This is a genomic window from Halodurantibacterium flavum, from assembly GCF_042681825.1.
Lineage (GTDB): Bacteria > Pseudomonadota > Alphaproteobacteria > Rhodobacterales > Rhodobacteraceae > Halodurantibacterium > Halodurantibacterium flavum.
Genome location: NZ_JBHUGH010000001.1, coordinates 25,614 through 51,171, shown reverse-complemented (window position 1 = coordinate 51,171; position 25,558 = coordinate 25,614). Strand labels below are relative to the sequence as shown.

Genomic DNA, 25,558 nt, shown 5'->3' with positions numbered 1-25,558 from the left:
GGTTCGGGGAAGGGTCAGCGACCCGACGCTCCGCACGGCTTTCTACGGGCAGACCGGGCGGGGTGGATGCGGATTTGCAGGACACCCCGCCCGGAACGTCCGGGACATGACCCCGCCCGAGGCAGAGCGATGACGGCCCGAGCCCGGCAAACGGGACTGCGCCGCGGGACAGGAGCGATGGGATGAAGGTGGCCGGATCAGGCATGATGCCCCCGACCGTGACGGGCGTACGGCCCGTGGGACGGCAGGCTGCCGCACGCAAATACGACCTGATCACCGCGCTTGGGGTGCATGGCTGTCACGGCGACAAGCACCGGCAGCGTCTGGCCCTGCGGCTGATTACGCTGATTGTCGCCCGCTACAACTGGCAGGGCGACGAGATCGCGGTCGGCCAGCGCGAGATGGCGGCGCTGTGGGGGGTCGATGAACGCACCGTCAAGCGTGAGGTGGCGCGGCTGCGGGCCATGGGCTGGCTGGTGCAGAAACGCGCCGCGCAGCGGGGCCGGGTCGCGGTGCATGGGCTCGACCTCGCGGCGATCCTGGCGGGAACGCGGGACGACTGGGCGGCGGTCGGGCCGGATTATGTCACGCGGATGAGCGAACCGGCCGGAGACACGGCGGCGGGGCAGGGGGCGAATGTGGTCCGTTTCGAGCCGCGCCACACGGATGTCGGCGCAGGGGCCGGGGCGGAGGATACCGGCGAAGGGGAGACCGCGGACGGGCCGGTGGGCGTCTGGGACCGGGCGCTGCGGCAGCTGTCTGGGGAAGATCCGGCGCTGGCCCGGACATGGTTCCGCGCGCTGGTGCCCGAGGGGCCGGCCGAGGGCGGGCATCTGGTGCTGCAGGCGCCGTCGCGCTTTCACGCGAGTTTCGTGACCACCCACCATCTGACGCGGCTGCTGACCGCGGTGCAGCGCGAGGACGGGACGATAAGACGGCTGAGCGTCTGCCCCTGATCTGCGCCCGGGGGCTATCCCGTGGCGGAACCGGGCCGGCCATCTGGAAGATCGCCGGGGATGGCTGCTGCGACGGTCCGGACCACCGGCAGCACGAGACGGCTGTTATGGGAAAAGGCCGCACCTGAGGAAGGTGCATCGAAGGGAGTTGGCGCCGTGATATATGGCCCTGAACCACGGCGGTTGTTCCGGCCGCGGGTTCAGGCTGCGCAATGCCGCAGGTCCCGCCGGGAACGTTCAGGCGAAGTGCTTGCGGACCAGGTAGGGGCCGATCGCGCTGCGGTCGAGGCCACGTTGGGCCAGGGTGCGGTCGCTGGAAGCGATCAGTTCCTCGGCCTCATGCGCGGCGGCGATGGAGGCCGAGAGAAGGTGGAAGGTCGCGCGCAGAAATCCGGAAACCGGGGCGGGGAGGTCATCCGTGCGGTGGGCGGCAAACGTGGCCATGGCGATAATCCTTTTGCGAAAATTCAAGCTCGGCTTGGCGCGATGATAGGTTTTTCTGCACCGCAGAACAAATGACGCCGGGGAAGGCCCGCCATGCGCCCAGTGCAGATGCTGCGCTGCGGCATGAGGCGCGGCCCGGGGAAAGGCTGCGGGGCCTCACGGTTTCGGGAGTTTTCGGGGAACCCTTGGCGGAAGAAGGGGTTGGGCCAAAGGACCGTAACAGCCGGCGGTTGCACGCCCACGGTCCCCGGCAGCCATTTCGCCAACCGGAGGACACGGATGACCCCCGAAGATCATGTACAAAAATCCCCGATGACAGGGCAGACGACGACAGGGCATTCCGGCCCCATCTCGACCACGCGGCGCGGTTTCCTGGGCGCGGGTGCGGCGGGCATGGCGCTTGGGGCGCTGCCCGCGCCGCTCTGGGCGCAGGCGGATGTCCCGCCGCTGGAGCAGTATGAGCCGGAATTCCTGACCGCGCCCGAATGGGCCTTCGTGCTGGCGGCGGTGGCGCGGATCATCCCGTCCGAGGGCGAGGGGCCGGGCGCGATCGAGGCACGGGTGCCCGTCTTCATCGACCGGCAGCTGGCCGGGCCGTTCGGGCAGGCCGCCGAATGGTATATGGAAGGCCCGCATGACCCGGACGCCGATCCCGACTTCGGGTATCAGACGCCCCTGACCCCGGCCGAGATCTATCGCGCGGGCATCGCGCGGTTCGATGAATGGTGCGTGGCGGAATATGGCGCGGGGTTCGCGGAACTTACGCCCGAGCTGCAGGACGCGGCGCTGGAGGCGCTGGAGGCCGATGCGGAACGCGCGGAAGAGGCGCTCGGCCCCGCTGCCGGTGAGGGCGAGGAGGCGACGGGGGAAACCGCGGCCTCGCCCGAGGGGCAGGGCGGCGAAGGGGCCGAGGGCGGTGATGACAATGGCGGCGAGGGTGGCGAAGCGGGCGAGGAGGGTGAAGCCGGGACCACGGACGCCGGGGAAGGAGAAGCCGGGGCAGGGGAGGGCGAGGAGGAGGCCGCGCCGCCCGCCCCCCGGATCATGCCCAATGAGCTGCGCGAGTTCTTTGCGATGCTGATTCAGAACACCAAGGAAGGCTATTTCGCCGATCCGCAATACGGAGGAAACCACCAGATGGCATCATGGGTCTATATCGGGTTTCCGGGCGCGCGGGCGAGTTTCCTCGAATGGGTCGACAAGGACAACATCCCCTACCCGCTGGGGCCGGTCTCGATTTCCGGCGAGAGGGCCTGAGCGATGGCGCGTCAGGACCCGAGAAAGGACGTGGTGATCGTGGGGCTCGGCTGGACCGGGTCGATCATGGGGATGGAATTGTGCGAGGAGGGGCTGGAGGTGCTGGCGCTCGAACGCGGGCCCGACCGCGACACCGTGCCGGAATTCCGCTATCCCGACGTGGCGGACGAACTGAAATACGGCATCCGCTTCGGCTTCATGCAGAAGACGCGGCAATCGACGCTGACGATCCGGCACAACACGCAAGGGGTGGCGCTGCCCTATCGGCGGCAGGGCTCGTTCCTTCTGGGCGATGGGGTAGGGGGCGCGGGCATCCACTGGAACGGCGTGCACTGGCGCCCGATGGCCGAGGAACTGCGCCTGCGGAGTTATGTGGAGGAGACGTTCGGCGCCGACATCATCCCCGAGGACATGCAGTTGCAGGACTGGGGCGTGACCTATGAGGAACTGGAGCCCTATCTGGACCGGTTCGAGAAGGTCTGCGGCATCGCCGGGCAGGCGGGCAACCTGAACGGCGAGATCCAGCCGGGCGGCAACCCCTTTGAGGCGCCGCGCGCGAACCCCTTTCCGATGCCGCCCCTGCCCACGACGCTGTCGAACCGGATGTTCGCCGAGGCCGCGGCGGCGATGGGCCATCACCCTTTTGTGCAGGCGGCGGCGAATGCGAGCCAGGCCTATGTGAACCCCTACGGGATGCAGCTTGGACCATGCAATTTCTGCGGCTTCTGCGAACGCTATGGCTGCCTGAACTACTCCAAGTCATCGCCGCAGACCTGCATTCTGGATGCGCTGAAGCGGCGGCCGAATTTCAGCTATCGCACCGGGGCCGAGGTGCTGCGGGTGGAACTGGCCGCCGACGGGCAGACGGCGACGGGCGTCACATATTTCGACGAGGCGGCGCAGGAAGAGGTGTTCCAGCCCGCCGACATGGTGATCCTTGCGGCCTATCAGCTTCACAATGTGCATCTGATGCTGATCTCGGGCATCGGCCAGCCCTATGACCCCGCGAGCGGAGAGGGCGTGACGGGCCGCAACTATTCCTATCAGATGATGGGGAGCACCTCGCTCTATTTCCGGGATATCGAGTTCAACCCCTTTGTGGGGGCGGGCGGCAATGGCGTCGCGATCGACGATTTCGCCATCAACCAGATCGATTTTGCGGCCGAGGGGTTCATCGGCGGCAGCTATATCTCGAACAGCCAGACCAACGGCCAGCCGATCCGGTCGATGTCGCTGCCCGAGGGCACGAAGACCTGGGGCGCGGAATGGAAGCAGGGCATCGGCGAATGGTATGGACGTTCGATGGGGATCGGCAGCCACGGGTCGAACATGGCCTATCGCGATACCTATCTGGACCTCGACCCGACCTATACCGACCGGCACGGGCGGCCCCTGCTGCGCCTGACCTTCGACTGGAAGCCGAACGAGATCGCCATGACCCAGTTCATGCGCCGCCAGATCGAGCCGATCGTGGAATCCATGAACCCGACAAGCTGGACGTCGAGTTTCCGCGAGGAGGGCGCGAGTTACGACACGACCGATTACCAGACCACCCATAACGTGGGCGGCGCGGTGATGGGGAACGACCCGGCCACATCGGCGATCAACCGCTATCTGCAATCCTGGGACGTGCACAACGTCTTTGTCATGGGGGCAGGGGCGTTTCCGCAGAACATCCAGTATAACCCGACGGGCATCGTGGGGGGCCTTGCCTATTGGTCGGCGGACGCGATCCGGCGGGATTACCTGCCGAACCCGCGGCCCTTGGTATAAGGAGGAACGGGCATGAAACGGTTTCTCCGCATCCTTGGCGTGCTGGTGGTTCTGGGACTGGTGGGCCTTGCGGCCTTCATCCTTGTGCCGCCGCAGACATCCGGGCCGCAACAGGCGCTGGCCGCCGATTGGGAACCGGCCGAGGGCGAGGGATATTATGCGATGCGGCTGGGCGATTGCGCGGCCTGCCACACCGCCGAGGATGGCGAGCAGTTCGCGGGCGGCCGCCCGATCGAAAGCCCGTTCGGCACGATCTATTCATCGAACATCACGCCCGACCCGGAAACGGGCATCGGGACCTACAGCCTCGATGAATTCCGCGCGGCGCTTTACGATGGGGTGCGGCAGGACGGGGCGCATCTTTATCCCGCGATGCCCTATGACAATTATCGCCTGATCTCGGAAACCGATGTGCGGGCGATGTACCGGTATTTCATGGAAGAGGTGCCCGCGACCCGCAACGAGATCCCCGAAAACGAGTTGCCCTTTCCGTTCGATCAGCGCTGGGGCATCCGTGCGTGGAAATGGATATCGCTCCCCGAGGCGGGGTGGGAGCCGCCCTTTGAGGATGATGTGCTTAACCGCGGCGCCTATATCGTCGAGGGGCCGGGCCATTGCGGCGCCTGCCACAGCCCGCGCACCGCCTGGTATGCGCAGGACGGCACCACCGCGCGGGACGACAATTTCCTGACCGGCGGCATGATCGAGGGCTGGACCGCCCCGAACCTGCGCGCGCCCGACAGCCCGCCGCAACGCTGGTCGCAGGAGCAGCTGGAACTGATCCTGTCCACGGGGCGCAATGCCCATGCGAGCATGGTGGGCGAGATGGCGCTGGTGGTCGAGGATTCGCTCCAGCACCTGACCGGGGACGATATCACGGCGATTGCGACCTATCTGCGCCATATCGGGTCGGGGGGACCGGCGGCGGGCGAACCCGCCCCGCTGCAGGAGCCCGATGTCACCGCCTTCGAGCGGCTGGCGGAGAACGAGACCTCGGTCATGCTGACCTCGGCCGATCCGGGGATGAGCCTTGGGGCGCGGCTCTATCTCGACAATTGCAACGCCTGCCATTTCGTCGACGGGCGCGGCGCGGATGAGGTCTTTCCCGAACTGGACGGCAACCATCTGGTGACGGCGCCTGAACCGGCGGGGCTGGTCCACATGATCCTTTACGGGGATGCGCTGCCCTCGACCGAGGCGCGGCCGAAACGGATCCGGATGCCGGGCTTTGCCCACAGGTTGAGCGACGAGGAGGTGGCCGAGCTTGCCACATGGCTGCGGACCGCCTGGTCGAACCGGGCCGATGCGGTCAGCGCGGAGGACGTGGCCGATCTGCGCGGCGAGGAGCCCGAGGCGATGCCGGATCCGCCGCCTGAGCCGGAAACCCAGTAGGGGGCGGGCGGCCCGGGCGAGGGGATCAGCTTGCGCGGAAGCAGCGGTGAAGCAAGGCTTCGCATCCGCGGAAGGAGGGGGCGGCGCGGGCCGCCCCCTTTTCCCATCCGGGGCAGGGTTTTACCGGAGACGGGCCAGCAATTCGCGCGACGGCTCGCCCGTTTGCGGCAGGCCGCTGCGGGCCTGATAGGCGCGGATCGCGCTGCGGGTGTTCGGGCCGATCACGCCATCGGTTCCTTGCGTGTCGAAGCCCGCCGCTGTCAGCCGGCGCTGAAGCTCTTGCCGGTCTGCGCGGGTCATGCCGGCCGCATCGGGCGGAAAGCTGCCCCGGATCGGCGGGCCGCCCCGCAGCCTGTCCGAGAGGTGGCCGACGCCGATGACGTAATTCTCGGCATTGTTGTAGCGGGTGATGACGGTGAAGTTGCGGAAGGTCATGAAGGCCGGGCCCGCGAGCCCCTGCGGGATGATGACCGAGGCCGGGCCGTAATCGCCCGCGGGGCGCCCGTCCATGTCGCGCACGCCCTGCGCCGTCCAGTCGGCCACGCTGCGGGTGCTGCGCCGCCCCGCAAGGCCGGCGTTGAAGCCCTGCGGCAGGCGCACCTCGACCCCCCAGGGCTCGCCCCGCCGCCAGCCCGAGCGCGAGAGATAGGCCGCCGCCGAGGCCAGTGCGTCGGTCGGATCGTCCGACCAGATGTCGCGCCGCCCGTCGCCGGTGAAATCCACCGCATATTGCAGGTAAGAGGTGGGGATGAACTGCGTGTGGCCCATCGCGCCGGCCCAGCTGCCGGTCATCCGTTCCGGGGCGATATCGCCCGATTGCAGGATGCGCAGCGCCGCCACCAGCTGCTGTTCAAAGAACGCGCCCCGCCGCCCGTCATAGGCGAGCGTCGAAAGCGCCGAAATCACCGGGACAGTGCCGCGCCGCGTGCCGTAGGAGCTTTCCATCCCCCAGATCGCGGTGACGACATGGGCCTCGACGCCATAGCGGGCCTCGATCGCGGCAAGGGTGGCGCGGTGGCGCTGCAACTCGGCCCGGCCATTGGCGACGCGTTCGTCCGAGGCGGCGATGGCGAGGTAATCCTCGAGGCTGCGGGTGAACTCGGTCTGGTTGCGGTCGCGGTCCACCACATCGGGCAGAAAGCCCGCGCCCTGAAACGCCCGGTCGAGCGTCGCGGTGCTGATCCCCTGCGCGGCGGCGCGGCTGCGGAAGGATGCGACCCAGCGGTCCCAGCCGGGGTTCGGGGCGGGGCGGAACTGCATCTCGGGCGCGCGGGGGCTGCTGCCCGCCCCCGGAAGGACCCCGCCGGCGCAGGCGGAAAGCGCGGTCGCCAGAAGCCCGAGCCCGACCGTCCGGCGCGACAGCGCGCCCGCACGGCGCGGGGGAATGGAAAACGGTTGATCCTGCATGGCCTGTCCCTTTGGTCTTGTCTGCTGTTCTTCTCTGCAGGTGACAGTCTAGCGCGCGGGGCGGGTGGATCAAAAGCCAAACCGGCCCGCCGCGCGCCCGGCGCCCGTTCACAAAGGGATCAGGCGGGGGGAGTCAGGTGCGGGGAGGGGGCCGGGACCGGATCAGCCGGGCGTGACGCCCGGGCTGCGGTTGAGCGCCGGCCCCTCCATCCCGCCGCCCTGATCGGGCGAAAGCAGGAAGCGCAGGTCGGCGGTGCGGGCCTCGGTCAGGCGGGTGTGGCAATCGAGGATCATCATGGAGCGGATCGAGCCCCCCGCATGGCGCAGCCCCTCGGCCTCGCAGGCGGCGTCGCGATAGGCGATCCAGGCGCGTTGGGCGGCGCGCAGGGTCTCTTCGGCGGCGAGGGGCTGGGCGCCCGGCTGCACGGGATCGGCATCGAGGTCCCGCATTGCGGCGACGGCCTGCGCATAGGCATCGTTCAGAAGCGCATCGGCCCGGTCGCGGCGCGCGCCCGCGCAGGCGGTCAGATCGGCCTGCGTCGTGGCATTGGCGCAGGCGGCGTCCTCTGCACCCGTTCCCTGCGCACCCGTCTCTTGAGCACCCGTCTCCTGAGCAGCGAGGGGAAGCGGCAGCATCAGAAGCGTCGCAAGCGAGAGCGGGCGGAGAAAGGTGCGAGACATCTGGTCTTCCTGTTCTGGTGTAGGGCGGGCGCGTTGCGCGGGGCGCGCGCCCGTACCCCCGGACCCGACGGTATAGCGCCCCCGGGAAAGGGGTCAAAACGGCGCCGGCCGGGCCGGCGGAGGCTTGCCGTCGGGCGTCGGCCGGGCAAGGATGCGCGGCAGGAAAAGGGCGGAACAGGGGGCAGGGATGCGGTCGATCGTGGTCATGGGGGTTTCGGGCTGCGGCAAGAGCCGGATCGGGCAGGATCTGGCGGCGCGGCTTGGCATTCCCTTTGTCGATGGCGACGATTACCACCCGGCCGGAAACATCGAGAAGATGTGCTCGGGCCAGCCGCTGAACGACGATGACCGGGCGGGCTGGCTTTCGGTGCTGGCCGGTCTGCTGGCGGAACGTGGGCCGGTGGTGCTGGCCTGTTCGGCCCTGCGGCGGCGCTATCGCGACCGGCTGCGGCAGGGGGCGCCGGACCTCGTCTTCGTGCATCTGGACGGCTCGTATGAGCTGCTGGCCGGGCGGCTGGGGCAGCGCAAGGGCCATTTCTTTACCGGCGAGGCGATGCTGCGCGACCAGTTCGCGACGCTGGAACCCCCGGGCGGGGACGAGGCGGTGGTGCGGGTGGATATCGACCAGCCGCCGGGTGCCGTGGTGGATGCGGCGGCGGCGGGGCTCGCGCGGCTGGAATAGGGGGCAGGAGGTTGCGCTAGCCCGAATGCGACACCGGTTGCCGGGGAGAGTTTCTCCGGTCTGTCGCCGCGTCCCGGCAGTTCGGCCTTGAACACCGCCGCACGCGTCCGGAAGCCGGGCGATTTGCGCGGCGTGGCATCGAGGCCCGGGCAGAGTTGACGGAGCTCCTGCTGGGAAAGCGTGTTCGGATCGGCGTCGCGGCAGAGCCATCGTCCGGGACGCTTGTTGGAAATCGTCCCGATCGAGGCCGTACTCGCAGCTCCGGCACATCCCTATACTGCGGCACAGGGTTCACAGGGCTGGTCTATCTATCGGTGGCGATGCAAGCCGATAGCGAAGAAGTCGGAGGTATCGGCGCAAAGGATCGGCGCCGGGCGTCGGTCTTGCGGCCCTTGGTTCAGGTCTATCTATCCGGGTCCGGCAGCCTTGAGAGCGGGATCCCTGATGCAATCTGGGCGCCGGCGTAAGCCGGGCGACGGTCTGGCGGTGGGTCCGGCGGCTTGCCGAAGGAGGCGGCCGGACCAGTGCTATTGTTCCTCGGAAAACGTAGTCGACCGGCGGAAACCGCCATGATGCCTGACGAGGTTGTAGCCATCATCGTAGATCACCTGATGCGATACTACTTGCGGCGGGAGCGCCACGCGCATGGTGACGGGATACCACGTCAGCTTCGAGGCGCCGTTTCGCCTGTCCGTGGCCTTGTGCCTCACGCGTGCTGCGGCTCCCAAGGCAGAACTGCTGGCTGACCCCGAATGTGCTGTACTGTGGCCCGCTCGGGGCGAACCGCGCGGCATCCATGTCGACAACGTCCTATGTCGGGCAATTCTGGCTCCTTAGGTCAGCAGATCCTGGGGCATCCGGTGCGCCGGATGCCCTGATACGGTTGCCCAGACGGGCTCTGCCATCAAGAATTGATCTCTTCCATAGCAACGCGCGCTGGCGGCCCTCACCGTCCTCAATACGAGATCCCAAATTCCAAGCAAAAGGCCCGAACATCATCTACGAAGTCAGTGAGCTGCCTCCACGGCTCCGAGGCGGAACATACGGACAGCGTCGGAATCCGGGAATCGGAAGTCCAACCGATCCGACGGCTGTTGCGTAAATATCCGAAAGCAAGTGCTCTTGGACGCCTTGCGGCCAACAAGCTCCACATGCATTAGCGATGAACGTGTCCCGACCCATGACGGTGATCATGCGCGACGGGGATACTTCTCCAGGAAAGCCAGGAACCAACCGTTCGCGACGATCTCCAGCATGTAAGGGATGACTTGGGCGTCCTTCGGATCATCTTGTCCCAGCTGTTGTGCAGGGCCTCCCGCGTCCGGGCCAGTGCAACGGAGGAGACAAGCTTCAGTTCGAAAGCGGTCCGGCCGAGGTGATGTGCCAGAGCGCGATGATAATTGCCGGGCGGATCGGGCGCATCTGTCACCGAAGAGGTTCTTTCCACGATCATCTCGGAGTGGACACAGGCGGCGGACCAAGCGGAGATCCTGGGCGGCTCGCGTGCGTTAGCGATCTGCTGACGCATCGTCGGCCATGCGTTTGGCCGCGTGTCGGGTCAGGAGAGGGCCGATCAGGCAGGTCAGAAAGATCACGATGATGACGGCATCGGCCGTATCGGCGTCGAAGAGCTCAAGCTCAAGACCGATGACGATCACGGCCAGGGTCGCCGCGGCTTGCGGAAAGGACAGGCTGGCAACAGCGAAGCCCTCGGCTCGGGAGTACCCAAAGAAGCGTGTTGCCGCCATCGCCGCCCCTCCCTTTGCAACAAGAACAACCGTCACCAGTCCCAGAGCCAGCAGCCACGTGACCAGGTCCTGCAAGGCGTCGAGCCGCAGGCGCATCCCGGTGTCAACGAAGAAGAACGGGATGAACAGCATCTGGCCTACGAATTCGAGATGCTGTTTCAGATCGTGGCGCCGGTGCATGGCGCGGTTCAGGCAGAGTCCCGCCAGAAAGGCGCCCAGGATGTCCTCGGTGCCGATGGCTTCCGCAAGAACCGACAGGACCAGCAGCATCGCGAGAAGAAACAGTGCCTTTTCGGCCTGCGTGTTCAGTTCGGATCCCAGAACGAAGCGCGAGATTGGGGGCACGACGAGCAGCGCCACCACGGACATTGCCACCAGGGAGGCAATGGGGACGACCCACGACCCGCCGCCTTCACCGCCCACTGAGCGTATTACGATGACCAACACCAAAAGCGACGCCGTGTCGGTCAGCAGCGTCCCTCCGGTCGCCGCCACGATGGGCCGCCGGTCCGCCAGTCCGAAGCGGCCGATGATGGGGTAGGCAACAAGCGTATGTGACGAGAGCGCCGCCGCCAGAAGCAGCGCACCCGCCGTCTCTAGCCCGAAGAGGAGCCCGACACCGAAGGTGGGCGCGAACGTGAAGGCAAAGGCCATCGCGCCGAACGACATTGCCTCCTGCTTCCGCTCCTGGACGAGGTCCAGGTCGATCTCTGCACCGGCAATGAACATGATGTAGAGTAAGCCGATCGAGCCGAAGAGCTCGACCACGGGCTCCTGTGGCAGAACTTGCAACCCGCCGGGACCAATGATCATGCCCAGCAGGATCAGCCCGATGAGGCCGGGCACCTGCGTCCGTTCGAACCCGATGCGCACCACGAGCGAAGCGAGGATCACCACGGTGAACTGGATGATGACGTCCTCGATTGGCAAGTGCTGTAACATCGGTGGGACCTTGCAGTTCTGTTTTATCTCCTTTCCCAACGGCTGCCGAGGCAGTTGGGTCCGAACGTGCTTGGCGACGAGCAGCTGCAAACCTCCAGCGGCTGGTGCTCTCGCAGCTTACGAAAAGAACATCGTGGATGAGCCACTAGAAAGACGATGATCTGGTCGTGCACGAACATTGGCCGCTTCCAGCTGTTGAAGAGGCCGCAGCGCATCCGGGAGGGCCCGCCCTCGATCAGTCGCGGCGCGGCGAGGGCTTGAGTGGCGCCGTCCGAGCAGGTGCGGCAAGCATAGTTCGGTCGGATGTCGACCAGCACCCCGATCTGCGCCGGCACGATGTCCAGCCGCTCAGCTCGGTCCTCACCGATCCGGTGCATCCGGCCACAGCCACAGGGGCAGTCGAGGTTTTCTGGTTCGATGACACGCTCGATCCTCGGCAGGTCCTCGGGCAGATGGCCGAGGTTGCGATGACGTGACCGGCGCGGTGTTGCCGTGGAGGGTGCAGCCTGATCCTCCCGGCTCTCGACCTCGGCAATGGCCGTTTCCAGGTCCTCGAAGACCAGTTGCCGCTCATCCTCGCCCAGTTTCTCGGATCGCTTTCCATGGACGGCATGGTTCAGCTCGGCCACGAGATGGCCGGAGCATCATGCGCGAGCTCGATCACAACCGTGCCTCGAATGATCAAGATCGGCGCCACGTCCATCGGCACCTTCGGACCCGCGGTGTTCTGGGCCTCATCGCGGACGACGAGCGGCGCAAATACAGGCTCTTCGACCTTGACCGCAGGCAGCACGAGCTTGCGCTGCTTCGGCAGCCGTCGCCAGGCGGAGAGTTGGTTGGGCCGGATGTCATATCGATCGGCGACCGCATTCACCGTGGCACTGGGCTCCAGCGTATCAGCCACTGCCCGCGCCTTGCGGCCTCAGTCCATCGCCGATGACCGGACGCGTAGATCTCGACGCCCAACGATCTGAGAAACGAATTAGTCGCGACACATTGCGAAGGGCACCCCCACCATGAGACGGGTATCATCTGGCAGCCGAAGCCATCAGCCGCAACGTGGGGCGGGACCACCGGTTTCGTTCAATCTCTTACCTTTGGGCAAACCGACGCCCTGATGACGCGCAGGTCCCAGTCGTGCCCCAGCTCACTACGCGCCATAACGTGAAGCAATGGCAGCAAGCATGGGCGTTTGATTGCCAGATTGCGGCAACCGGCTCCTTTCGATCGTCGTCAAGCCTGATGGCGACCAAACACCCGAAAAGCTGGCGCGTCGCGCCGAAGCGGGACAGTGTTGCTTGAAAGCGCTGTGAGATCCAACTGAACCAACAGATTTCCGCGCGCCATGCTGGTGGTCACGTATGCCAAGGGCTCTGATCTGTTCGCGCGGATGTGGCCTTCGCCCTTCAAAGCCCCAGGCCCGACGTGAGACTTTTCTGCCCTGCCGCACTCGACGCGGCTCAATCACGGCCTCTGTTCAAGCGGCAATGTTCAGCGTCGGCATCGACGGGTATGCAGGAGTTGCCGTGCTTCGTGCGTTTGAAAAGGAGCCTCGTCTTCTTGCCGCAGTTGACCGGATTGTTCTGCGAACTGACGAAAGGCGCCGACATACTGGCATCTAAATATCGCATTTAAGAGCAACCAACGCTGACCAACTCGCCATGTGCCAGATTTAGGGACAGCGCGACACGCGGCTACCCATCGACCTTGAACAAGGATGGGATGCCGTCACGGGTCACTCGCCGTCCATTTTGAGAAACGGACGGGATGGGGTGCAAGCGGTTGTGAACGGCTGACGTCGATCTGGAGCGATTTGACGCTGTTCGGAATCCCTGGCAGCGAGACTTATGCATGAAGGCCGTGTATTTGTCGCAAGATGACGCGAACGAATCTTGTCCATAATCTGAAGCTCTTGTGCAGCTACGCTCCGTCGATCTCTGACGCCTGTCGGGACATGGGGATCAATCGGCAGCAGTTCACCAAATATCTGAGTGGCACATCGCACCCATCGCCTCGCAACATGCGGCTGATCTGCGACCATTTTGGCGTGGATGAGGATGAACTGCTCGCTCCGCCGTCCCGATTTGCGGATATGGTAGTTCTTCGCCCGCGGGCACAGCATCTGATGCGCGCATTGGGGCCAGCAGCCGCGACGCTGGATCGCATGTTCACGACGTCGGTGGACCTGCTGAGACCTTACTGCGGATATTATCTTTACTACTATTTCACGCCCAGTCGGCCGGGTATGATTCGTTGTTCGCTTCTGCGTATCTCGGAACGTAAGGACGTCTACTTCACGCGCCTTGTTGAAAGGATCCAGCCCGAAGAGAGTCCACTGGGCAGGTCTCATTTCGTGCGTTATTCGGGGGTGGCGCTGTCGCTTGCCGGGCGGATATTCATCATCGACCACAACGCCAAAGAGCTGAGATCGATTTCCCAAACCATCCTGTTTCCGTCCCCGACCCCCGAGGTGCGCTTCCTGTCGGGCATGACCCTGGGCGTGCAAGGCCGCACAGCCCGTGCGCCCTTTGCATCGCCTGTTTTTCTGGAACGATTGCCGAACTGCAAACCGTCTGCTGCGTTGCGTCGCACGGGGATTCACCTGCCCTCCAGCCCGGAGATCCCGACCCGTATTGTGCGCACCTTGATGGCCGGATCTGATGTGCCGCAGTTGCTGACAGCCACAGAGCTTCCGATCTGACGCAAAGTGACGCGACTTCGGCGTTATCTCGCGGCAAATTGCAATAGCTTGCGCAATTGATCGAAATCCGGTCCTCGCCTCAGCTTGGTAAAAAATAATCACCCACAGGGAGTAGCCGCGATGACACGCGACATCAGACACCATCTGCCCAATCTCAGCCGCCGTCAGCTTTTGGGCGGATTGGCCGCGTTATCTGCCGCGCAGCTTGCGCCCGTTACCGTTTGGGCCAGCGAAGGTGGAAAGCAATTGAACGTGCGGCTTTACGTCGAGGCCGATGATTTTGACCCGATCGATGCTTCGGGATTGCCCGATGAGATGCTGTATAATTGCCTCTATCGCAAGCTTATCCAATACAAGCCGGGTGCCGAATGGGGCTATGATCTCGACCTCGCGGACACCATTGAACAGGTTGATCCGCTGAAGATCGCATTTACCCTCAAGACAGGGCAGATGTGGTCGGACGGTTTCGGTGAGATTACAGCTGAGGATGTCCAGTTTTCCTTGGAGCGCACCAAGGACCCCGAAATGAAGGCCCGTAACCTGGCAGACCTGGGATCGTTCAGCCATGTGGAGGTGACGGGTACGCACAGCGGGTTCATCCACCTGGAGAAGCCCTTTGCTCCGCTGTGGACCATTGCGTTGCCATATATCACCGGAAACATTGTCTGCAAAAAGGCCGTTGAGGCTGCAGGTGGACGTATCGTGACCGCCATTCCGCCCACTGTGAGTGGGCCCTACCGGGTGAAGGAGCACCGTCCGGGCGAACGGTGGGTTCTGGAGCGCAACCCCGATTTTGGCGGGACACCTGCGGATTTCGAGCGGGTCGATCTGATCCTCGTCGTCGACGAAGCCTCGGCCGAGATCGCAAAGGAGGCCGGAGATCTCAACTTTACTTCTATCGGGCCGGGCTCGGTTGCACGGGTGCAGGCTAATCCACCCGCAGGCACCGAATTGAAGGTACATCCTGCATTGGCCTATGTGTGGATCGGTCTGAACCTTGCGCATCCCAAATTCGCCGACGAGAGGGTGCGCATGGCAATTCAGCACGCAATCGACGTGCCGAGTATCATGGAAGCATCCTATTACAACGTCGCCGATCCATCGACCGGCATCATTGCGCCGGGGCTGATCGGGCATCGCGCGGCAAGCCTCATCCCGCCGCAGGCCGACTATGCCAAAGCGCGGGAACTCTTGACCGAGGCGGGGATCGACCGGCTTGAAATCACGCTGAACGTGCTCAACAATGTGATTTTCACGACGGCTGCACAGGTGCTTCAGGCGACGATGGCGCAGGCAGGAATCGACGTGGTGATCGAGGTGCATGAATCCGGGTCATTCTGGACCCTGGGCGTTGCCTCGGACGGCGACCGCTGGGAGACGGTGGAGCTCGTGATGAAGCGGTTCTCGATGACGCCTGATCCGTTCTATGCGACCGCATGGTTCACGACCGCCGAGATTGGCAACTGAAACTGGGAACAGTTTTCCAACGCTGAGTTCGATGCTCTGCACGAGGCTGCAATGATCGAGACAGACCCCGCAAAGCGCGACACGATGTATCAGCGCATGCAGGACCTGATGGAGGAATCGGGCGGCTACCGGTTCATCACACATGGTGTGACGCCAAATCTTTATGACGTGTCGATCATTCCGGCGACGCGACCTGATGGAACACCGCTGGTGCATCTTTTCCGTTCAGCCTGATCGGCGCAGTCAGCCGGGCTATCGCGCCCGGCTGACCATGTCGTGATCCGAAAAAACCAGCTTTGACTGCAAAGGCGACGTGCGATGCTGAAGTACATAGCCCAGAGGGTTGTTCTGGCCATTTGCATCATGCTGGTCGCGACCAGCGGGCTCTACGCAATAATGGTCTCACTCCCTGGCGATCCGACGACAATCTTGTTGGGGCCGCGTTCGACACCCGAGATGCGGGCGGATTTTCGCGCGCAGATGGGGCTGGATGATCCACTTGTCGTTCAGATCGTGCAGCTTTGGGGGCGTTTGTTAACCGGCGAACTGGGGACCGACTATGCCCGCAACCGTTCCGTTGCGTCGGCGATTTTCTCGGCATTGCCGCATACGGTTGCGCTGATTTTTTGCGCAATTTCTTGGGCGGCAACGCTCGGCATTGTGCTTGGTGCGTTTTCGGCAGACCGGCGGGGAGGATGGCTGGACCGCATTACGGGGGTCGTGTCCGTGGCATTGCTGGCTGCACCGTCCTTTGTCGTGGCACTGTATAGCCTGTTAATCTTCGGCGTCATGTTGCGCTGGTTCCCTACCATCGGGGCGGGCGAGACAGGCGATCTTGGCAGCCGTATCTGGCATCTGGTCCTGCCATCTTTCGCCATCGGCATTTCCTGGGTGGGGTATATCGCGCGGATCGTGCGGGCCTCCATGCTGGAGACCTTGGGTGAAAGCTATATCCGGACAGCGCGCTCCTTTGGCCTGCCGCGCCGCGTGGTGATTTACAAATATGCCCTGCGTGTGGCGATCTTGCCGGCCGTTCAGGTTTTGGGCGTCGGGATTGGCGGCATGTTGTCCAGCGCGGTCTTTGCCGAAATTGTGTTCTCGCGGCCAGGACTGGGCAGCCTGATCTTCGAATCCGTCTCCGGACGCAATTATCCGGTGGTGATGGGCGCTATGTTTGTGGCCATCGGTTTCTTTGTTGCCTGCACATTGCTGGCTGATCTGGTGAACATTGTGCTTGACCCCCGCCAGAGGGCCGGCAGATGATCCGCCCGCCACGAAACCTCCTTACTCGGCTTGCGTCCGACCCACTGGCATTGATCGCCATGATCATCATTGTGATGATGGTGACGATGGCGCTGCTTGCCGACTGGATTGCACCGTATGACTACGCAGCCATGCACATGGCCGATCGCTTTGCGCCACCCTCGGCGACCTACTGGTTGGGGACTGACAATCTCGGCCGTGATACCTTTTCGCGTCTGCTGCAAGGCGGGCGCATTGCGCTGACGGTCGGGATCGTCGCTGTCGGCATTTCTGGCCTGATCGGACTGGTCCTGGGAATGATTGCAGGCTTTGGCCCGCGCTGGCTCGACAATGCGCTTCTGTTCATGTTTGACACACTGCGCGCCTATCCGACCATCATCCTGGCCCTAGCGCTTGCCGCCTTGATGCCACGCGGCATCGGGACCGTGATCATTGTCGTGGTGCTGACCTCGTTCTCTGAATATGCGCGTGTCGTACGCACCCAGACCCTGACCCTGCGCAATGCCGAATTCATCCTGGCCGAGCGGTCGATGGGTGCGTCTTCGGCCCGGATCATCCTGCATCACATCCTGCCAAACACGATGGGGCCGTTCTTCATTCTTGCAGCTATCAATCTGCCGGTTGTCATTACCATCGAAGCTGGCATGAGCTTTCTGGGTGTTGGTGTTCCGCCCGGGACGCCAAGCTGGGGCGCAACTTTGAAGGACGGGTTTGATTTCATCCGATCTACGCCCTGGATCATCATCGCAGGGGGCATCCCGCTTATCCTTGTCACGCTGGCATTCACCTTCCTGGGCGAGGCGCTGCGTGACCAGCTGGACCCCAAACTTCGGAAAACATCGTGACAGTCTTGTTGGACATTCAGGATCTCAGCATCGCCTATAAGACCGATCATGGTATGCTCAAAGCATTGCGCGAAGTGTCCTTGCAGGTCAATGAGGGGGAAATCGTCGGAGTAGCGGGCGAGTCAGGCTGTGGAAAATCCACTCTGATTTCGGCGCTGCTGCACCTTTTGCCGGCGAACGCATCGGTGACCGGGGGCAGCATTCAATTTGCTGGCGAGGAACTGATGGGCGCATCGGCCGCGCGGCTGCGGGCTTTGCGCGGGCAGGACATCGCGGTTGTGTTTCAAGATCCGATGACCGCGCTCAACCCGGTGCTGACCATCGGGCGCCAGATGCGCGACATCCAGTATCGCCAGCCCATCAGCCGGGCTGAAAAAGACCAAAGGTCCGCTGCCATGCTGGGCCGAGTTGGCTTGCCGGACCCGCAAGCGCGGCTGCAGAACTATCCGCACGAATTGTCAGGCGGTATGCGTCAGCGGGTTGCCATCGCGATGGCTGCGCTGATGCAACCCCGGCTCCTGATCGCGGACGAGGCGACAACGGCGCTGGATGCGACACTTGAGGTGCAGATCATCGAGTTGCTGCGCGAGTTGCAAAAGGAAATCGGCTGCGCAATCCTGTTCGTAAGTCATCACCTCGCGGTCATTTCGGAACTCTGTGATCGGGCGGTCGTGATGTATGCCGGTCAATCGGTCGAGGAAGGGCCGGTGGATCAGGTGTTTGCAACCCCCGCACATCCTTACACGGCCATGCTGATCGAATGCGATCCGGGACGGCTGAAAACCCGCGTGGCAGAACTGCCGTCGATCCCGGGCACATTGCCATCGCTGATCGATCTGGCGCCGGGGTGCATCTTCCGCGCTCGCTGCGGGCGGGCGGACGCCGGTTGTGCGGTAGAGCCGCCACGGGCGTGGGCGGGGGTGAGACACTGGGCCCTTTGCCATCATACAGAGCGGAGCCAGTCATGACGGAGCCCGTCTTGCGTCTGCGCGACGTTGTCGTACGCTTTCCAGTGGCCCAAGGTATTGTCGGATTATTCGCGCCGAAGGATCAGCGCAGTGTCCAGGCTGTTGCCGGTGTCACGCTGGATGTGATGCGCGGCGAGACCTTGGCCATCGTGGGGGAAAGCGGGTCCGGCAAGACCACACTGGCGCGCGCGATCAATGGTCTGCTGCCAATTGCATCAGGAGAAGCGTGGTTCCGGGGCAATCCGCTGCACAATGGTCCGGACTGGACAGCTGTCCGCCGCGAGATGGCGATGATGTTCCAGGACCCGGTCGGATCACTTTCACCGCGCAAGAGCGTGCGCGATCTGGTGCTGGAGCCGCGCATCATTCACGGCCTGCCACTTGAGAACGCGACAGAAACGGCAACGCAGGTTTTGGCGATGGCTGGCTTGGGGCCGCAGTTTCTGGCGCGCTATCCGCATGAATTGTCGGGTGGGCAGGCCCGCCGGGTCGGCGTGGCGAGGGCGCTGTCGTTAAACCCTGCGCTGATCCTTGCGGACGAGCCTACAGCCGGGCTTGATGTCTCGATCCAGGGAGAGATCCTCAATCTCCTGAACCGGAACCGTGTTCGGGACGGGCTGGCCACCCTGATCATCACCCACAACCTGAACATCCTGCGTCATGTCGCGGACCGGGTGGCAGTGATGTATTTGGGGCGCATCGTGGAAATCGGCCCGATCGAAGCCGTACTCGCTGCTCCGGCACATCCCTATACTGCGGCTCTGCTGTCAGCTAACCCCGAACTTGATCCGCGGGCACGCCGCGCCCGGATCAGGTTGCGCGGCGAAACGCCTGGCCTGCGCGACCGCCCCTCAGGATGCGAGTTTCATCCCCGGTGCAGCCATGCACGCCCGGAATGTGCGCAGCGCGCGCCCTTACTGGTACCATCAGCAGGCAGCACCCACGCCGCCTGCCATTTTCCACTGCAGAATGACAACGGATCACGGCCATGAGTTACGGCATCTACATCGGCAAGAATCATGCAGCGGCCGGCCACGGCTGGCTGGCAGGCTATGGCGATGAGCCGTCGAGCCATTGGCTGGAAGTTGTCCCGCGCGCCAGTCATCCAACCGGGTCGACGGTGACGGTTGGGGTGGATGCCACGGCCGAAATGCCCGGTCACCGGACCGATATTCCACAAGTGCCTGAGACGTCGAGACACCTGCGCGTCAGCTACAGCTATTTTCTTGGTGTACCCGCGCCGATTACCAATGGCGGGCTGAACGAACACGGAGTAGCGGTTCGAGATATCTGGTCCCCAGGCAGACCGGAACTGATCGCCATGACCCCGACAGATCAGACCGGCCCGACCTATTCCGATCTGGCGCGCCTTGTGCTGGAACGCGCCCGCACCGCCCGCGAGGGCGTGGACCTGATCGGCGCGCTGATCGCGGAACATGGCTATTCCTGCTATGGCGGCAACTCGCACATCATCGCCGATCCAGATGAGGCTTGGGTGGTTCTACAATACCCCGGCGGCTTGCGACTGTGGGTGGCCGAACGGCTGGGCCCCGACAGTATCCGCGCCTCGCGCCCCGGCTATATCACCGCTATTCCCGCCCAGCCCAATGCGGATTTCCAGTTTCCAGATCATTTCATCGCGACCGCGATCCAGCTGGGTTGGTATGATCCCGCACAAGGGCAATTCAACCCCAACGCGGTTTACGGTGACGGCAAGGGCCGTTGGGACGGGGTCGCCTGGATCGAGGATGAGTTGCGCGCCCGCGCCGCGCGACCCGAAAAGATCGCGTTTGACGATGTTGTTTGGGCCATTGCGACAGAAAGGCTGACCGGCGATACGGCGGGCTATGGACAGGTTGTGCCATTGGTCCACCCGCGGCACGATGCCTTGCGAGTGATGTGGCATGCCCCAATCGGTCCGGTCACCGCGCCGCATGTGCCAGTGTTCATGGGCATGACTGAAGTTCCCCCCGAATATGGGCCCCATCGCTATTTGACCACTGGAGAGGCAGCGCGGTTTCATGACCGTCGCAAGGTAATCGCGCGGCCCAACTCGGTCTCGAGCGTTCCGCAAGGGGCCGAGATCACCCGCTCGGCGATGCAGATATTCAAGCATCTGATGCACGCAGTGTTCCAGGATCACGAAACGATGCTTCCCATCGTCCAGAAGCACTGGCGCGGACATGAAGCGCGCTTTGCCGCCGAGCTTGCCGATGTCCTGCGTTCTGCCGAAGTGCTGATTGATGCAGGTGAAGGTCGGCTGGCGACGCGGCTACTGGATCAACACGTCCGCGCGTGCCTGCTCATGACGCTGGACGAGGCAGGTCATCTGTTGCGTGGCCTCGAAGCCATGCTGCGGGTCGGCGGCAAGCTAAACCTCGACCATCAGACCTACAGGGGGCCGGCCCAGATCTGGTAAGCGCCGCGCGGAGGAAAGAACCATGGCAGACATGTCTTTGGCAGAACGACGGCCGCTACGCTGGCCGTCGCCGATAGCGGCGAAGGTTGCTCTATCATCGATGCGTCGGGAAGGCGCTCTTGACGGATCGGGCGGGGCGGCGGTTTCCTGCCTTGACCATTCTGACCCGCATGTGCGCGCGGCGCTGCACGCGCAGCTTGACCGGCTTGCCTTTGCCCATACCGGTTTTTTAACTTCGGATGCGGCCGAGGCCAATCGGCTCATTGGACCATGGTGATTATCGGAATGGATCTTCTCCATGGGGACTACATTGGAGGTTCCGCCGGTCGGCGATCGGGGACTGTTCCTGCGCATCGAGCGGCCCGCCTTCCGCGGCGGGCGCAAGCGGGGCTCAGTTCGGTTTGCGGGATGCGCTGGCAGCAAGAACTTTTACAGGAACTCCCGGCGCGCCAGCCGGTTGTCGGCCCCCAGAGGGAGTTCCGCCATGATCGACACCAGAACCCACGGCATTCTCGATTACGTCACAGGCGCAGTGCTGATCGTCGCGCCTTATGTGTTCGGCTTCGCTACCGGCGGTGTCGAGCAATGGCTGCCGCAAGTGCTGGGCGCCATGACCATCGTCATGAGCCTGCTCACCCGCTACGAACTCAGCCTGAGCAAGATTATCCCGTTGAAGGTCCATCTGGCCGTGGACATGGGGAGTGGGGCGCTGCTGGCTGTCTCGCCCTGGCTCTTCGGCTTTGCGCCTGTGATCTGGTGGCCGCACCTTCTGGTGGGGTTGCTGGAGATCGTCGTGCCGCTGTTGACCAGACGGGAGGAACGGGCCGAATGACTGTTCGCCGCCATCGAGGTCTTTCCGCATGGGGCGCACAGCGTTCCGCACCGGAGAATTCCTCGCCATCTTGAGTTCGAGGAGCTGACGAGGCGCGGTGTCCAACGGCCGAAACACCGGCGCGCTACCCTTCAGAGGGCCGGAAGATCATGGGGTTCTCCTGCTGCGTGATCTCATCCTTCAGTAGCATCATGTTCAGCCCGACAACCGGTCCGGTTCCCCCTAGGCGTCGAACAACCTGACCCCATGTTTGCCGCGCCCGGCAAAAAACCGTTAGGCGGTGCCGATGAAAACCGGCGACCGCAGGATCAGCCAGCGGATGACACTGTCCGCCGTGGCCAGTTTGTTCACATCTTCGGAGCCGGAGCCGGAGCCATCATGGGGCCGGTATCCGTCTGATCCGAGCCTCCGAACGCCACGGGACGCGATCAGCGATGCGCCCCGGCCGAGCGACGCGCACGGCCGGCCTGCCGGGTTCCGTCCCTCCGTTTGCAGAGCAGCCAGGCCGCAGCGGATATGGAAGCTGCAACCGCCACCTTCCGGAGCAGGTTCGTCCTGTTGAACTGCCAGTCCGCGCGCAGGCCCATTTCGCGCGGGACGTTTGGAATGCTGCCGCGCGACAGGTCATCGACGACGCCCTCGGCCATGTTCAGCCTGTCCGCCCCCAGCAGGATAAGCCAGTGCCGCCAGTCGGACTCGCTATAGGCGAAGGCCGCCCTCCGGAGGACGCCGCTGAGCCCGCGCGGAGGGGACGAGGTTCCTGTCACGGCAGGCAGGCGGTTGTGCTCGATCGAGCGAAGGATCTCGACCGAGCGCGGCTGCAACGGGGGTCGGGTCCAGTCCATGGTTCGTCCGCCCTCCTCGGTCCGCAGCCGGTACGGATAGGTCGGATCGTTCCGGGGATCGCTGTCGACGCCCCAGCCCGGGACGCCGGCGGGATCGACACGATGCTCTTGCGGTTGGGTATCAGCCATGACGACCTCCTTACGATCCGTTGGGATAGAGCACCGGCTTGATGCAGCCATCCAGCTTGCCGGAGAACAGGCGATAGGCATCGGGCACATCTTCAAGCGACAGGCGGTGCGTGATCAGCGCCTTCGGGTCTATCAGCCCGTTGCGCACATGCTCGATCAGCCGGGGCAGCAGCCGCTTGACCGACGCCTGATTGGCCCGGATCGTTATGCCCTTGTTCACGACATTGCCGATCGGCACCATGTTTCCGGTCGGCCCATAGACACCGACGATCGACACGATCCCGCCCTTCCTGACCGAGTTGATCGCCCAGTGCAGGGGGATGGCCGAACCGGCTTGCCACTTCAGCTTTGCGCCAAAGAGGGTGTGCAGCGCATTCCCGGCAGCGTCGCCACCAACGGCGTCGATGCAGACATCCGCGCCAAGGGAATCCGTCTGCTTCTTGATGAACACCGCCATGTCGGGGATCTCGCGGAAGTCATAGACCTCGGCGGGGCAGTAGCTGCGGGCGAAGTCCAGCCGATAGGGTTCCCGGTCGATGACGATGACCCGCCCGGCGCCGAAGAGCCAGGCGCAGCGGGCGGCCATGATCCCGACGGGACCGGCGCCAAAGACGACCACGGTGTCGCCGCGCGCAATGCCGCCCATCTCGGCCGCCTGGTAGCCGGTCGGCACGACATCGGTCAGCATCACGGCATCGTCCGGGTCCATCCAGTCGGGGATCAGCGTCGGACCGACGTCGGCATAAGGTACGCGCACATACTGTGCCTGCCCGCCGTCATAGCCGCCCGCCGTATGCGAGTAGCCATAGATGCCGCCCACAGCCGTGGCCTGGGCATTCGCCTCGTGGCAGTTGCCGAAAAGTCCCTGCTTGCAGAAGTGGCATTGGCCGCAGGCGATGTTGAACGGCACCAGCACATGATCGCCGGGCTTGATGCTTTCGACCTCGCTGCCGATTTCCTCGACGATGCCGCAGAACTCGTGGCCGAAGGTCATGCCGACGCGGGTGTCCGGCACCAGCCCATGGTAGAGATGCAGGTCAGATCCGCAGACACAGGACCGCGTGACCCGGACGATTGCGTCCCGTGGATGAAGTATCTCCGGCTCGGGCTTGTGGGAGACGCGTATACGGTACGGTCCCCGATAGTCGGCTGCGAGCATGTTGCGTCTCCTTGTCGCTTGTTTGTCCGGTGTGCCGGGGGTCCTCCGGCCGGCCTGGCCCGCATCTTGGCGTTGGCCGTCTTCCGCGCTTCAGCCTGATTGGTCCCGACCTCCTCCTGCCCGTTCTGATCGGCGCACGCGACGGCGCCGTCTTCGTCAGGACGCGCATGCCATGGGGAGCAGAACAGGCAGGCGCCGCCCTTGTTCCAGCATTCCCGCGCCGCCGCCGTTATTCTGAAGGCGCCGGAACATTGCGCCCCATTCGCGGTTACCGACCTTCAGATCGCCCGCATTCGCGATACCATGCAGCAAGGCTCGACGTCGCGTGACAGGCCACTCCGCCAACGGAAGAACGCTACCTGAAACGCCCCCTCGAAACCCGAGGCCCCGTCCGGCCCACAGCAAGATGCAACGTCCCCGGCTGGTGGCGCCGCGCCCATGACCTGACCGGCGCGGGCAGCATGATGTTCGACCGGCCGATCATCCCGATCCCCTTGCAGGAGGCAACCAGGGCACATGAGCGCACGGTCTTCCTCCCATCCTGCCGGGCGAACCTCGGCGATGCTTGACTGCATCGTCATCGGCGGCGGCCCTGCGGGTCTGACTGCGGCCATCTATCTGGCGCGGTTCCGCAGGCGCGTTCTGGTCATCGACGCGGGGGGCAGTCGCGCGGCGCTGATCCCGAGATCGCATAACCATCCCGGCTTTCCAGCGGGAATTCCCGGAGAGGAACTGCTTGACCGGATGCGCCGCCAGCTGACCGACCTTGGTGTCAGCGTTCTGCAGGAAAAGGTCATCCGCGTTGCGCATCTGCCGGGGCAGGGGTTTGAGGTTATGGGCAGGGCGCCGATCCCCGCGCGGCAGGTGATCCTTGCCACAGGGGTCACTGACCGGCTTCCGTCGATTGCGGGGGCGACTGAGGCTATCACTTCGGGTCGCCTCCGGTTATGTCCCGTCTGCGATGCGTTCGAGTTGACCGGCAAACCCGTCGGAGTTATCGGCGCCGACCGTCATGCCGCAAGCGAAGCGCTGTTCCTGCGCCATTACTCGCCCGAGATAACGTTGCTGACGCTTGGCCAGCCTCTTGTCCTGTCGGCGAGGGACCGGGCAGCACTGTCCGATGCGGGGATCGGGATCGAGCAGGCTTCGGGTTGGGACTGGGATTTCCACCACGACGGGGTTCTGATGCAGGGGCCTGGGGGCAGGGGCCGGCATTTCGCCGCGATCTATTCCGGCCTTGGCTCCGATCCGCACAGCGGATTGGCGCGGGATCTGGGGGTCCGGGTCGATGAAGACCGCCGCATTCTGACGGACGCCCGGCAGCAGACCTCGGTTCCCGGCATTCTTGCCGCGGGCGATGTGGTGACGGGCCTCAACCAGATCGGCGTCGCAATGGCCCAGGCCGAAATTGCCGCGACACGCGTTCATAATCTGCTGCGAAAGGCCGAGGGCCGCGTCCTTCCTGCCCCCGATCAGCCGTAGGAAGGCACGTTCGATACGCTATGGCGGGCGAAGTTGCGTGGCTGGTGGTCCCGGACTGAAGATCAGCGGCAACTATCCGCAGCTTCGGGCGCTTCCTGGAGCCGTCCGGACGATGCCGTCGTGGACGACGGTACCCTGCACGCGTTCCAGCGTCCCGATCTGCCGC

Annotated in this window: 22 protein-coding genes and 3 pseudogenes; 16 read left to right on the top strand and 9 right to left on the bottom strand. The window is 64.2% G+C overall.

The genetic code is table 11. The features are described 5' to 3' along the window. The first annotated feature begins 203 nt into the window (after window positions 1–203). Entirely contained in the window at window positions 204–956 is a 753-nt protein-coding gene (locus ACFSGJ_RS00260) for a hypothetical protein (RefSeq protein ID WP_390258434.1), read from the top strand. Between the two features lie 237 nt (window positions 957–1,193). On the opposite strand, the gene ACFSGJ_RS00255 is transcribed toward ACFSGJ_RS00260, so the two are convergent. Further along, a complete protein-coding gene (locus tag ACFSGJ_RS00255) occupies window positions 1,194–1,400 on the bottom strand; it encodes a hypothetical protein (RefSeq protein WP_390258433.1) in 207 nt (68 codons plus the stop codon). Between the two features lie 279 nt (window positions 1,401–1,679). On the opposite strand from ACFSGJ_RS00255, the gene ACFSGJ_RS00250 reads away from it, so the two are divergent. From ACFSGJ_RS00250 to ACFSGJ_RS00240, 3 genes are read left to right on the top strand one after another with little or no spacing between them, the layout of a single operon-like run. After that, window positions 1,680–2,657 (top strand): gluconate 2-dehydrogenase subunit 3 family protein, encoded by a 978-nt coding sequence (locus tag ACFSGJ_RS00250; protein WP_390258431.1) that lies wholly within the window; start codon window positions 1,680–1,682, stop codon window positions 2,655–2,657. Window positions 2,658–2,660: 3 nt separating this feature from the next. Further along, window positions 2,661–4,430: a GMC family oxidoreductase gene (locus ACFSGJ_RS00245; protein ID WP_390258430.1), complete on the top strand. Its 1,770-nt coding sequence runs from the start codon at window positions 2,661–2,663 to the stop codon at window positions 4,428–4,430. 12 nt (window positions 4,431–4,442) lie between these two features. After that, entirely contained in the window at window positions 4,443–5,822 is a 1,380-nt protein-coding gene (locus ACFSGJ_RS00240; RefSeq protein ID WP_390258428.1) for a c-type cytochrome, read from the top strand. Window positions 5,823–5,942: 120 nt separating this feature from the next. Here the strand turns inward: ACFSGJ_RS00240 and ACFSGJ_RS00235 are convergent, their stop codons facing one another. After that, complete coding sequence (locus ACFSGJ_RS00235) at window positions 5,943–7,229, bottom strand: lytic murein transglycosylase (RefSeq protein WP_390258426.1); 1,287 nt, start codon at window positions 7,227–7,229, stop codon at window positions 5,943–5,945. A 162-nt stretch (window positions 7,230–7,391) separates the two neighbouring features. Next, on the bottom strand, window positions 7,392–7,910 hold the full coding sequence (locus ACFSGJ_RS00230) for a lysozyme inhibitor LprI family protein (RefSeq protein WP_390258424.1): 519 nt from the start codon (window positions 7,908–7,910) through the stop codon (window positions 7,392–7,394). Between the two features lie 187 nt (window positions 7,911–8,097). On the opposite strand from ACFSGJ_RS00230, the gene ACFSGJ_RS00225 reads away from it, so the two are divergent. Continuing rightward, window positions 8,098–8,592 carry a gluconokinase gene (locus tag ACFSGJ_RS00225; protein ID WP_390258422.1) on the top strand — a complete coding sequence of 165 codons (495 nt, stop codon included), beginning with the start codon at window positions 8,098–8,100 and terminating at the stop codon, window positions 8,590–8,592. A gap of 1,019 nt (window positions 8,593–9,611) precedes the next feature. Here ACFSGJ_RS00225 and ACFSGJ_RS00220 read toward each other — a convergent pair. The 4 genes and pseudogenes from ACFSGJ_RS00220 to ACFSGJ_RS00205 form a co-directional block, all read right to left on the bottom strand. After that, a pseudogene (locus ACFSGJ_RS00220) lies at window positions 9,612–9,997 on the bottom strand (IS110 family transposase); the annotation flags it as partial. 103 nt (window positions 9,998–10,100) lie between these two features. Beyond that, window positions 10,101–11,372 (bottom strand): cation:proton antiporter, encoded by a 1,272-nt coding sequence (locus tag ACFSGJ_RS00215; protein WP_390258420.1) that lies wholly within the window; start codon window positions 11,370–11,372, stop codon window positions 10,101–10,103. A gap of 158 nt (window positions 11,373–11,530) precedes the next feature. Then, a pseudogene (locus ACFSGJ_RS00210) lies at window positions 11,531–11,917 on the bottom strand (transposase domain-containing protein); the annotation flags it as partial. Then, on the bottom strand, window positions 11,899–12,186 hold the full coding sequence (locus tag ACFSGJ_RS00205) for a transposase (RefSeq protein WP_390258418.1): 288 nt from the start codon (window positions 12,184–12,186) through the stop codon (window positions 11,899–11,901). The pseudogene ACFSGJ_RS00210 and the gene ACFSGJ_RS00205, both read right to left, overlap by 19 nt. A 1,050-nt stretch (window positions 12,187–13,236) precedes the next feature. Between ACFSGJ_RS00205 and ACFSGJ_RS00200 the strand changes: the two genes are divergently transcribed. From ACFSGJ_RS00200 to ACFSGJ_RS00155, 10 genes and pseudogenes are all read left to right on the top strand, one after another. After that, window positions 13,237–13,983: a helix-turn-helix domain-containing protein gene (locus tag ACFSGJ_RS00200; RefSeq protein ID WP_465262118.1), complete on the top strand. Its 747-nt coding sequence runs from the start codon at window positions 13,237–13,239 to the stop codon at window positions 13,981–13,983. 120 nt (window positions 13,984–14,103) lie between these two features. Further along, window positions 14,104–15,450, top strand: a complete 1,347-nt coding sequence (locus ACFSGJ_RS00195; RefSeq protein WP_390258415.1) for an ABC transporter substrate-binding protein — start codon at window positions 14,104–14,106, stop codon at window positions 15,448–15,450. 51 nt (window positions 15,451–15,501) lie between these two features. Beyond that, complete coding sequence (locus ACFSGJ_RS00190) at window positions 15,502–15,684, top strand: hypothetical protein (protein WP_390258413.1); 183 nt, start codon at window positions 15,502–15,504, stop codon at window positions 15,682–15,684. A gap of 84 nt (window positions 15,685–15,768) precedes the next feature. Next, the gene (locus tag ACFSGJ_RS00185) at window positions 15,769–16,713 is read left to right on the top strand and encodes an ABC transporter permease (RefSeq protein WP_390258411.1); all 945 of its coding nucleotides are present in this window, start codon (window positions 15,769–15,771) and stop codon (window positions 16,711–16,713) included. After that, on the top strand, window positions 16,710–17,558 hold the full coding sequence (locus tag ACFSGJ_RS00180) for an ABC transporter permease (protein WP_390258410.1): 849 nt from the start codon (window positions 16,710–16,712) through the stop codon (window positions 17,556–17,558). The genes ACFSGJ_RS00185 and ACFSGJ_RS00180 overlap by 4 nt, the downstream gene beginning before the upstream one ends. A gap of 8 nt (window positions 17,559–17,566) precedes the next feature. Continuing rightward, the gene (locus tag ACFSGJ_RS00175) at window positions 17,567–18,526 is read left to right on the top strand and encodes an ABC transporter ATP-binding protein (RefSeq protein WP_390258407.1); all 960 of its coding nucleotides are present in this window, start codon (window positions 17,567–17,569) and stop codon (window positions 18,524–18,526) included. After that, entirely contained in the window at window positions 18,523–19,518 is a 996-nt protein-coding gene (locus tag ACFSGJ_RS00170) for an oligopeptide/dipeptide ABC transporter ATP-binding protein (protein ID WP_390258405.1), read from the top strand. Before ACFSGJ_RS00175 ends, ACFSGJ_RS00170 begins: the two co-directional genes overlap by 4 nt. Next, window positions 19,515–20,945 carry a C69 family dipeptidase gene (locus tag ACFSGJ_RS00165; protein WP_390258403.1) on the top strand — a complete coding sequence of 477 codons (1,431 nt, stop codon included), beginning with the start codon at window positions 19,515–19,517 and terminating at the stop codon, window positions 20,943–20,945. Before ACFSGJ_RS00170 ends, ACFSGJ_RS00165 begins: the two co-directional genes overlap by 4 nt. Window positions 20,946–21,005: 60 nt before the next feature. After that, a pseudogene (locus ACFSGJ_RS00160) lies at window positions 21,006–21,207 on the top strand (aminotransferase class III-fold pyridoxal phosphate-dependent enzyme); the annotation flags it as partial. A gap of 222 nt (window positions 21,208–21,429) precedes the next feature. Beyond that, window positions 21,430–21,777, top strand: a complete 348-nt coding sequence (locus ACFSGJ_RS00155) for an SPW repeat domain-containing protein (protein WP_390258402.1) — start codon at window positions 21,430–21,432, stop codon at window positions 21,775–21,777. Between the two features lie 428 nt (window positions 21,778–22,205). Here ACFSGJ_RS00155 and ACFSGJ_RS00150 read toward each other — a convergent pair whose 3' ends face one another. Both ACFSGJ_RS00150 and ACFSGJ_RS00145 read right to left on the bottom strand, forming a co-directional pair. Continuing rightward, window positions 22,206–22,751 carry a hypothetical protein gene (locus ACFSGJ_RS00150; RefSeq protein WP_390258400.1) on the bottom strand — a complete coding sequence of 182 codons (546 nt, stop codon included), beginning with the start codon at window positions 22,749–22,751 and terminating at the stop codon, window positions 22,206–22,208. Between the two features lie 10 nt (window positions 22,752–22,761). Beyond that, the gene (locus tag ACFSGJ_RS00145; protein WP_390258398.1) at window positions 22,762–23,910 is read right to left on the bottom strand and encodes a zinc-dependent alcohol dehydrogenase; all 1,149 of its coding nucleotides are present in this window, start codon (window positions 23,908–23,910) and stop codon (window positions 22,762–22,764) included. A gap of 516 nt (window positions 23,911–24,426) precedes the next feature. On the opposite strand from ACFSGJ_RS00145, the gene ACFSGJ_RS00140 reads away from it, so the two are divergent. Continuing rightward, window positions 24,427–25,392, top strand: a complete 966-nt coding sequence (locus tag ACFSGJ_RS00140) for an NAD(P)/FAD-dependent oxidoreductase (RefSeq protein ID WP_390258396.1) — start codon at window positions 24,427–24,429, stop codon at window positions 25,390–25,392. Window positions 25,393–25,558 lie beyond the last annotated feature (166 nt).

Excerpts from the sequence above, each read along its gene's own strand:
- ACFSGJ_RS00245 (WP_390258430.1), top strand. The coding sequence starts at position 2,661 with ATGGCGCGTCAGGACCCGAGAAAGGACGTGGTGATCGTGGGGCTCGGC.
- ACFSGJ_RS00255 (WP_390258433.1), bottom strand. The coding sequence starts at position 1,400 with ATGGCCACGTTTGCCGCCCACCGCACGGATGACCTCCCCGCCCCGGTT.
- ACFSGJ_RS00180 (WP_390258410.1), top strand. The coding sequence starts at position 16,710 with ATGATCCGCCCGCCACGAAACCTCCTTACTCGGCTTGCGTCCGACCCA.
- ACFSGJ_RS00235 (WP_390258426.1), bottom strand. The coding sequence starts at position 7,229 with ATGCAGGATCAACCGTTTTCCATTCCCCCGCGCCGTGCGGGCGCGCTG.
- ACFSGJ_RS00145 (WP_390258398.1), bottom strand. The coding sequence starts at position 23,910 with ATGCTCGCAGCCGACTATCGGGGACCGTACCGTATACGCGTCTCCCAC.
- ACFSGJ_RS00230 (WP_390258424.1), bottom strand. The coding sequence starts at position 7,910 with ATGTCTCGCACCTTTCTCCGCCCGCTCTCGCTTGCGACGCTTCTGATG.
- ACFSGJ_RS00260 (WP_390258434.1), top strand. The coding sequence starts at position 204 with ATGATGCCCCCGACCGTGACGGGCGTACGGCCCGTGGGACGGCAGGCT.
- ACFSGJ_RS00195 (WP_390258415.1), top strand. The coding sequence starts at position 14,104 with ATGACACGCGACATCAGACACCATCTGCCCAATCTCAGCCGCCGTCAG.
- ACFSGJ_RS00225 (WP_390258422.1), top strand. The coding sequence starts at position 8,098 with ATGCGGTCGATCGTGGTCATGGGGGTTTCGGGCTGCGGCAAGAGCCGG.
- ACFSGJ_RS00250 (WP_390258431.1), top strand. The coding sequence starts at position 1,680 with ATGACCCCCGAAGATCATGTACAAAAATCCCCGATGACAGGGCAGACG.
- ACFSGJ_RS00150 (WP_390258400.1), bottom strand. The coding sequence starts at position 22,751 with ATGGCTGATACCCAACCGCAAGAGCATCGTGTCGATCCCGCCGGCGTC.
- ACFSGJ_RS00170 (WP_390258405.1), top strand. The coding sequence starts at position 18,523 with ATGACGGAGCCCGTCTTGCGTCTGCGCGACGTTGTCGTACGCTTTCCA.
- ACFSGJ_RS00200 (WP_465262118.1), top strand. The coding sequence starts at position 13,237 with ATGGGGATCAATCGGCAGCAGTTCACCAAATATCTGAGTGGCACATCG.
- ACFSGJ_RS00190 (WP_390258413.1), top strand. The coding sequence starts at position 15,502 with ATGATCGAGACAGACCCCGCAAAGCGCGACACGATGTATCAGCGCATG.
- ACFSGJ_RS00140 (WP_390258396.1), top strand. The coding sequence starts at position 24,427 with ATGAGCGCACGGTCTTCCTCCCATCCTGCCGGGCGAACCTCGGCGATG.
- ACFSGJ_RS00185 (WP_390258411.1), top strand. The coding sequence starts at position 15,769 with ATGCTGAAGTACATAGCCCAGAGGGTTGTTCTGGCCATTTGCATCATG.
- ACFSGJ_RS00155 (WP_390258402.1), top strand. The coding sequence starts at position 21,430 with ATGATCGACACCAGAACCCACGGCATTCTCGATTACGTCACAGGCGCA.
- ACFSGJ_RS00240 (WP_390258428.1), top strand. The coding sequence starts at position 4,443 with ATGAAACGGTTTCTCCGCATCCTTGGCGTGCTGGTGGTTCTGGGACTG.
- ACFSGJ_RS00165 (WP_390258403.1), top strand. The coding sequence starts at position 19,515 with ATGAGTTACGGCATCTACATCGGCAAGAATCATGCAGCGGCCGGCCAC.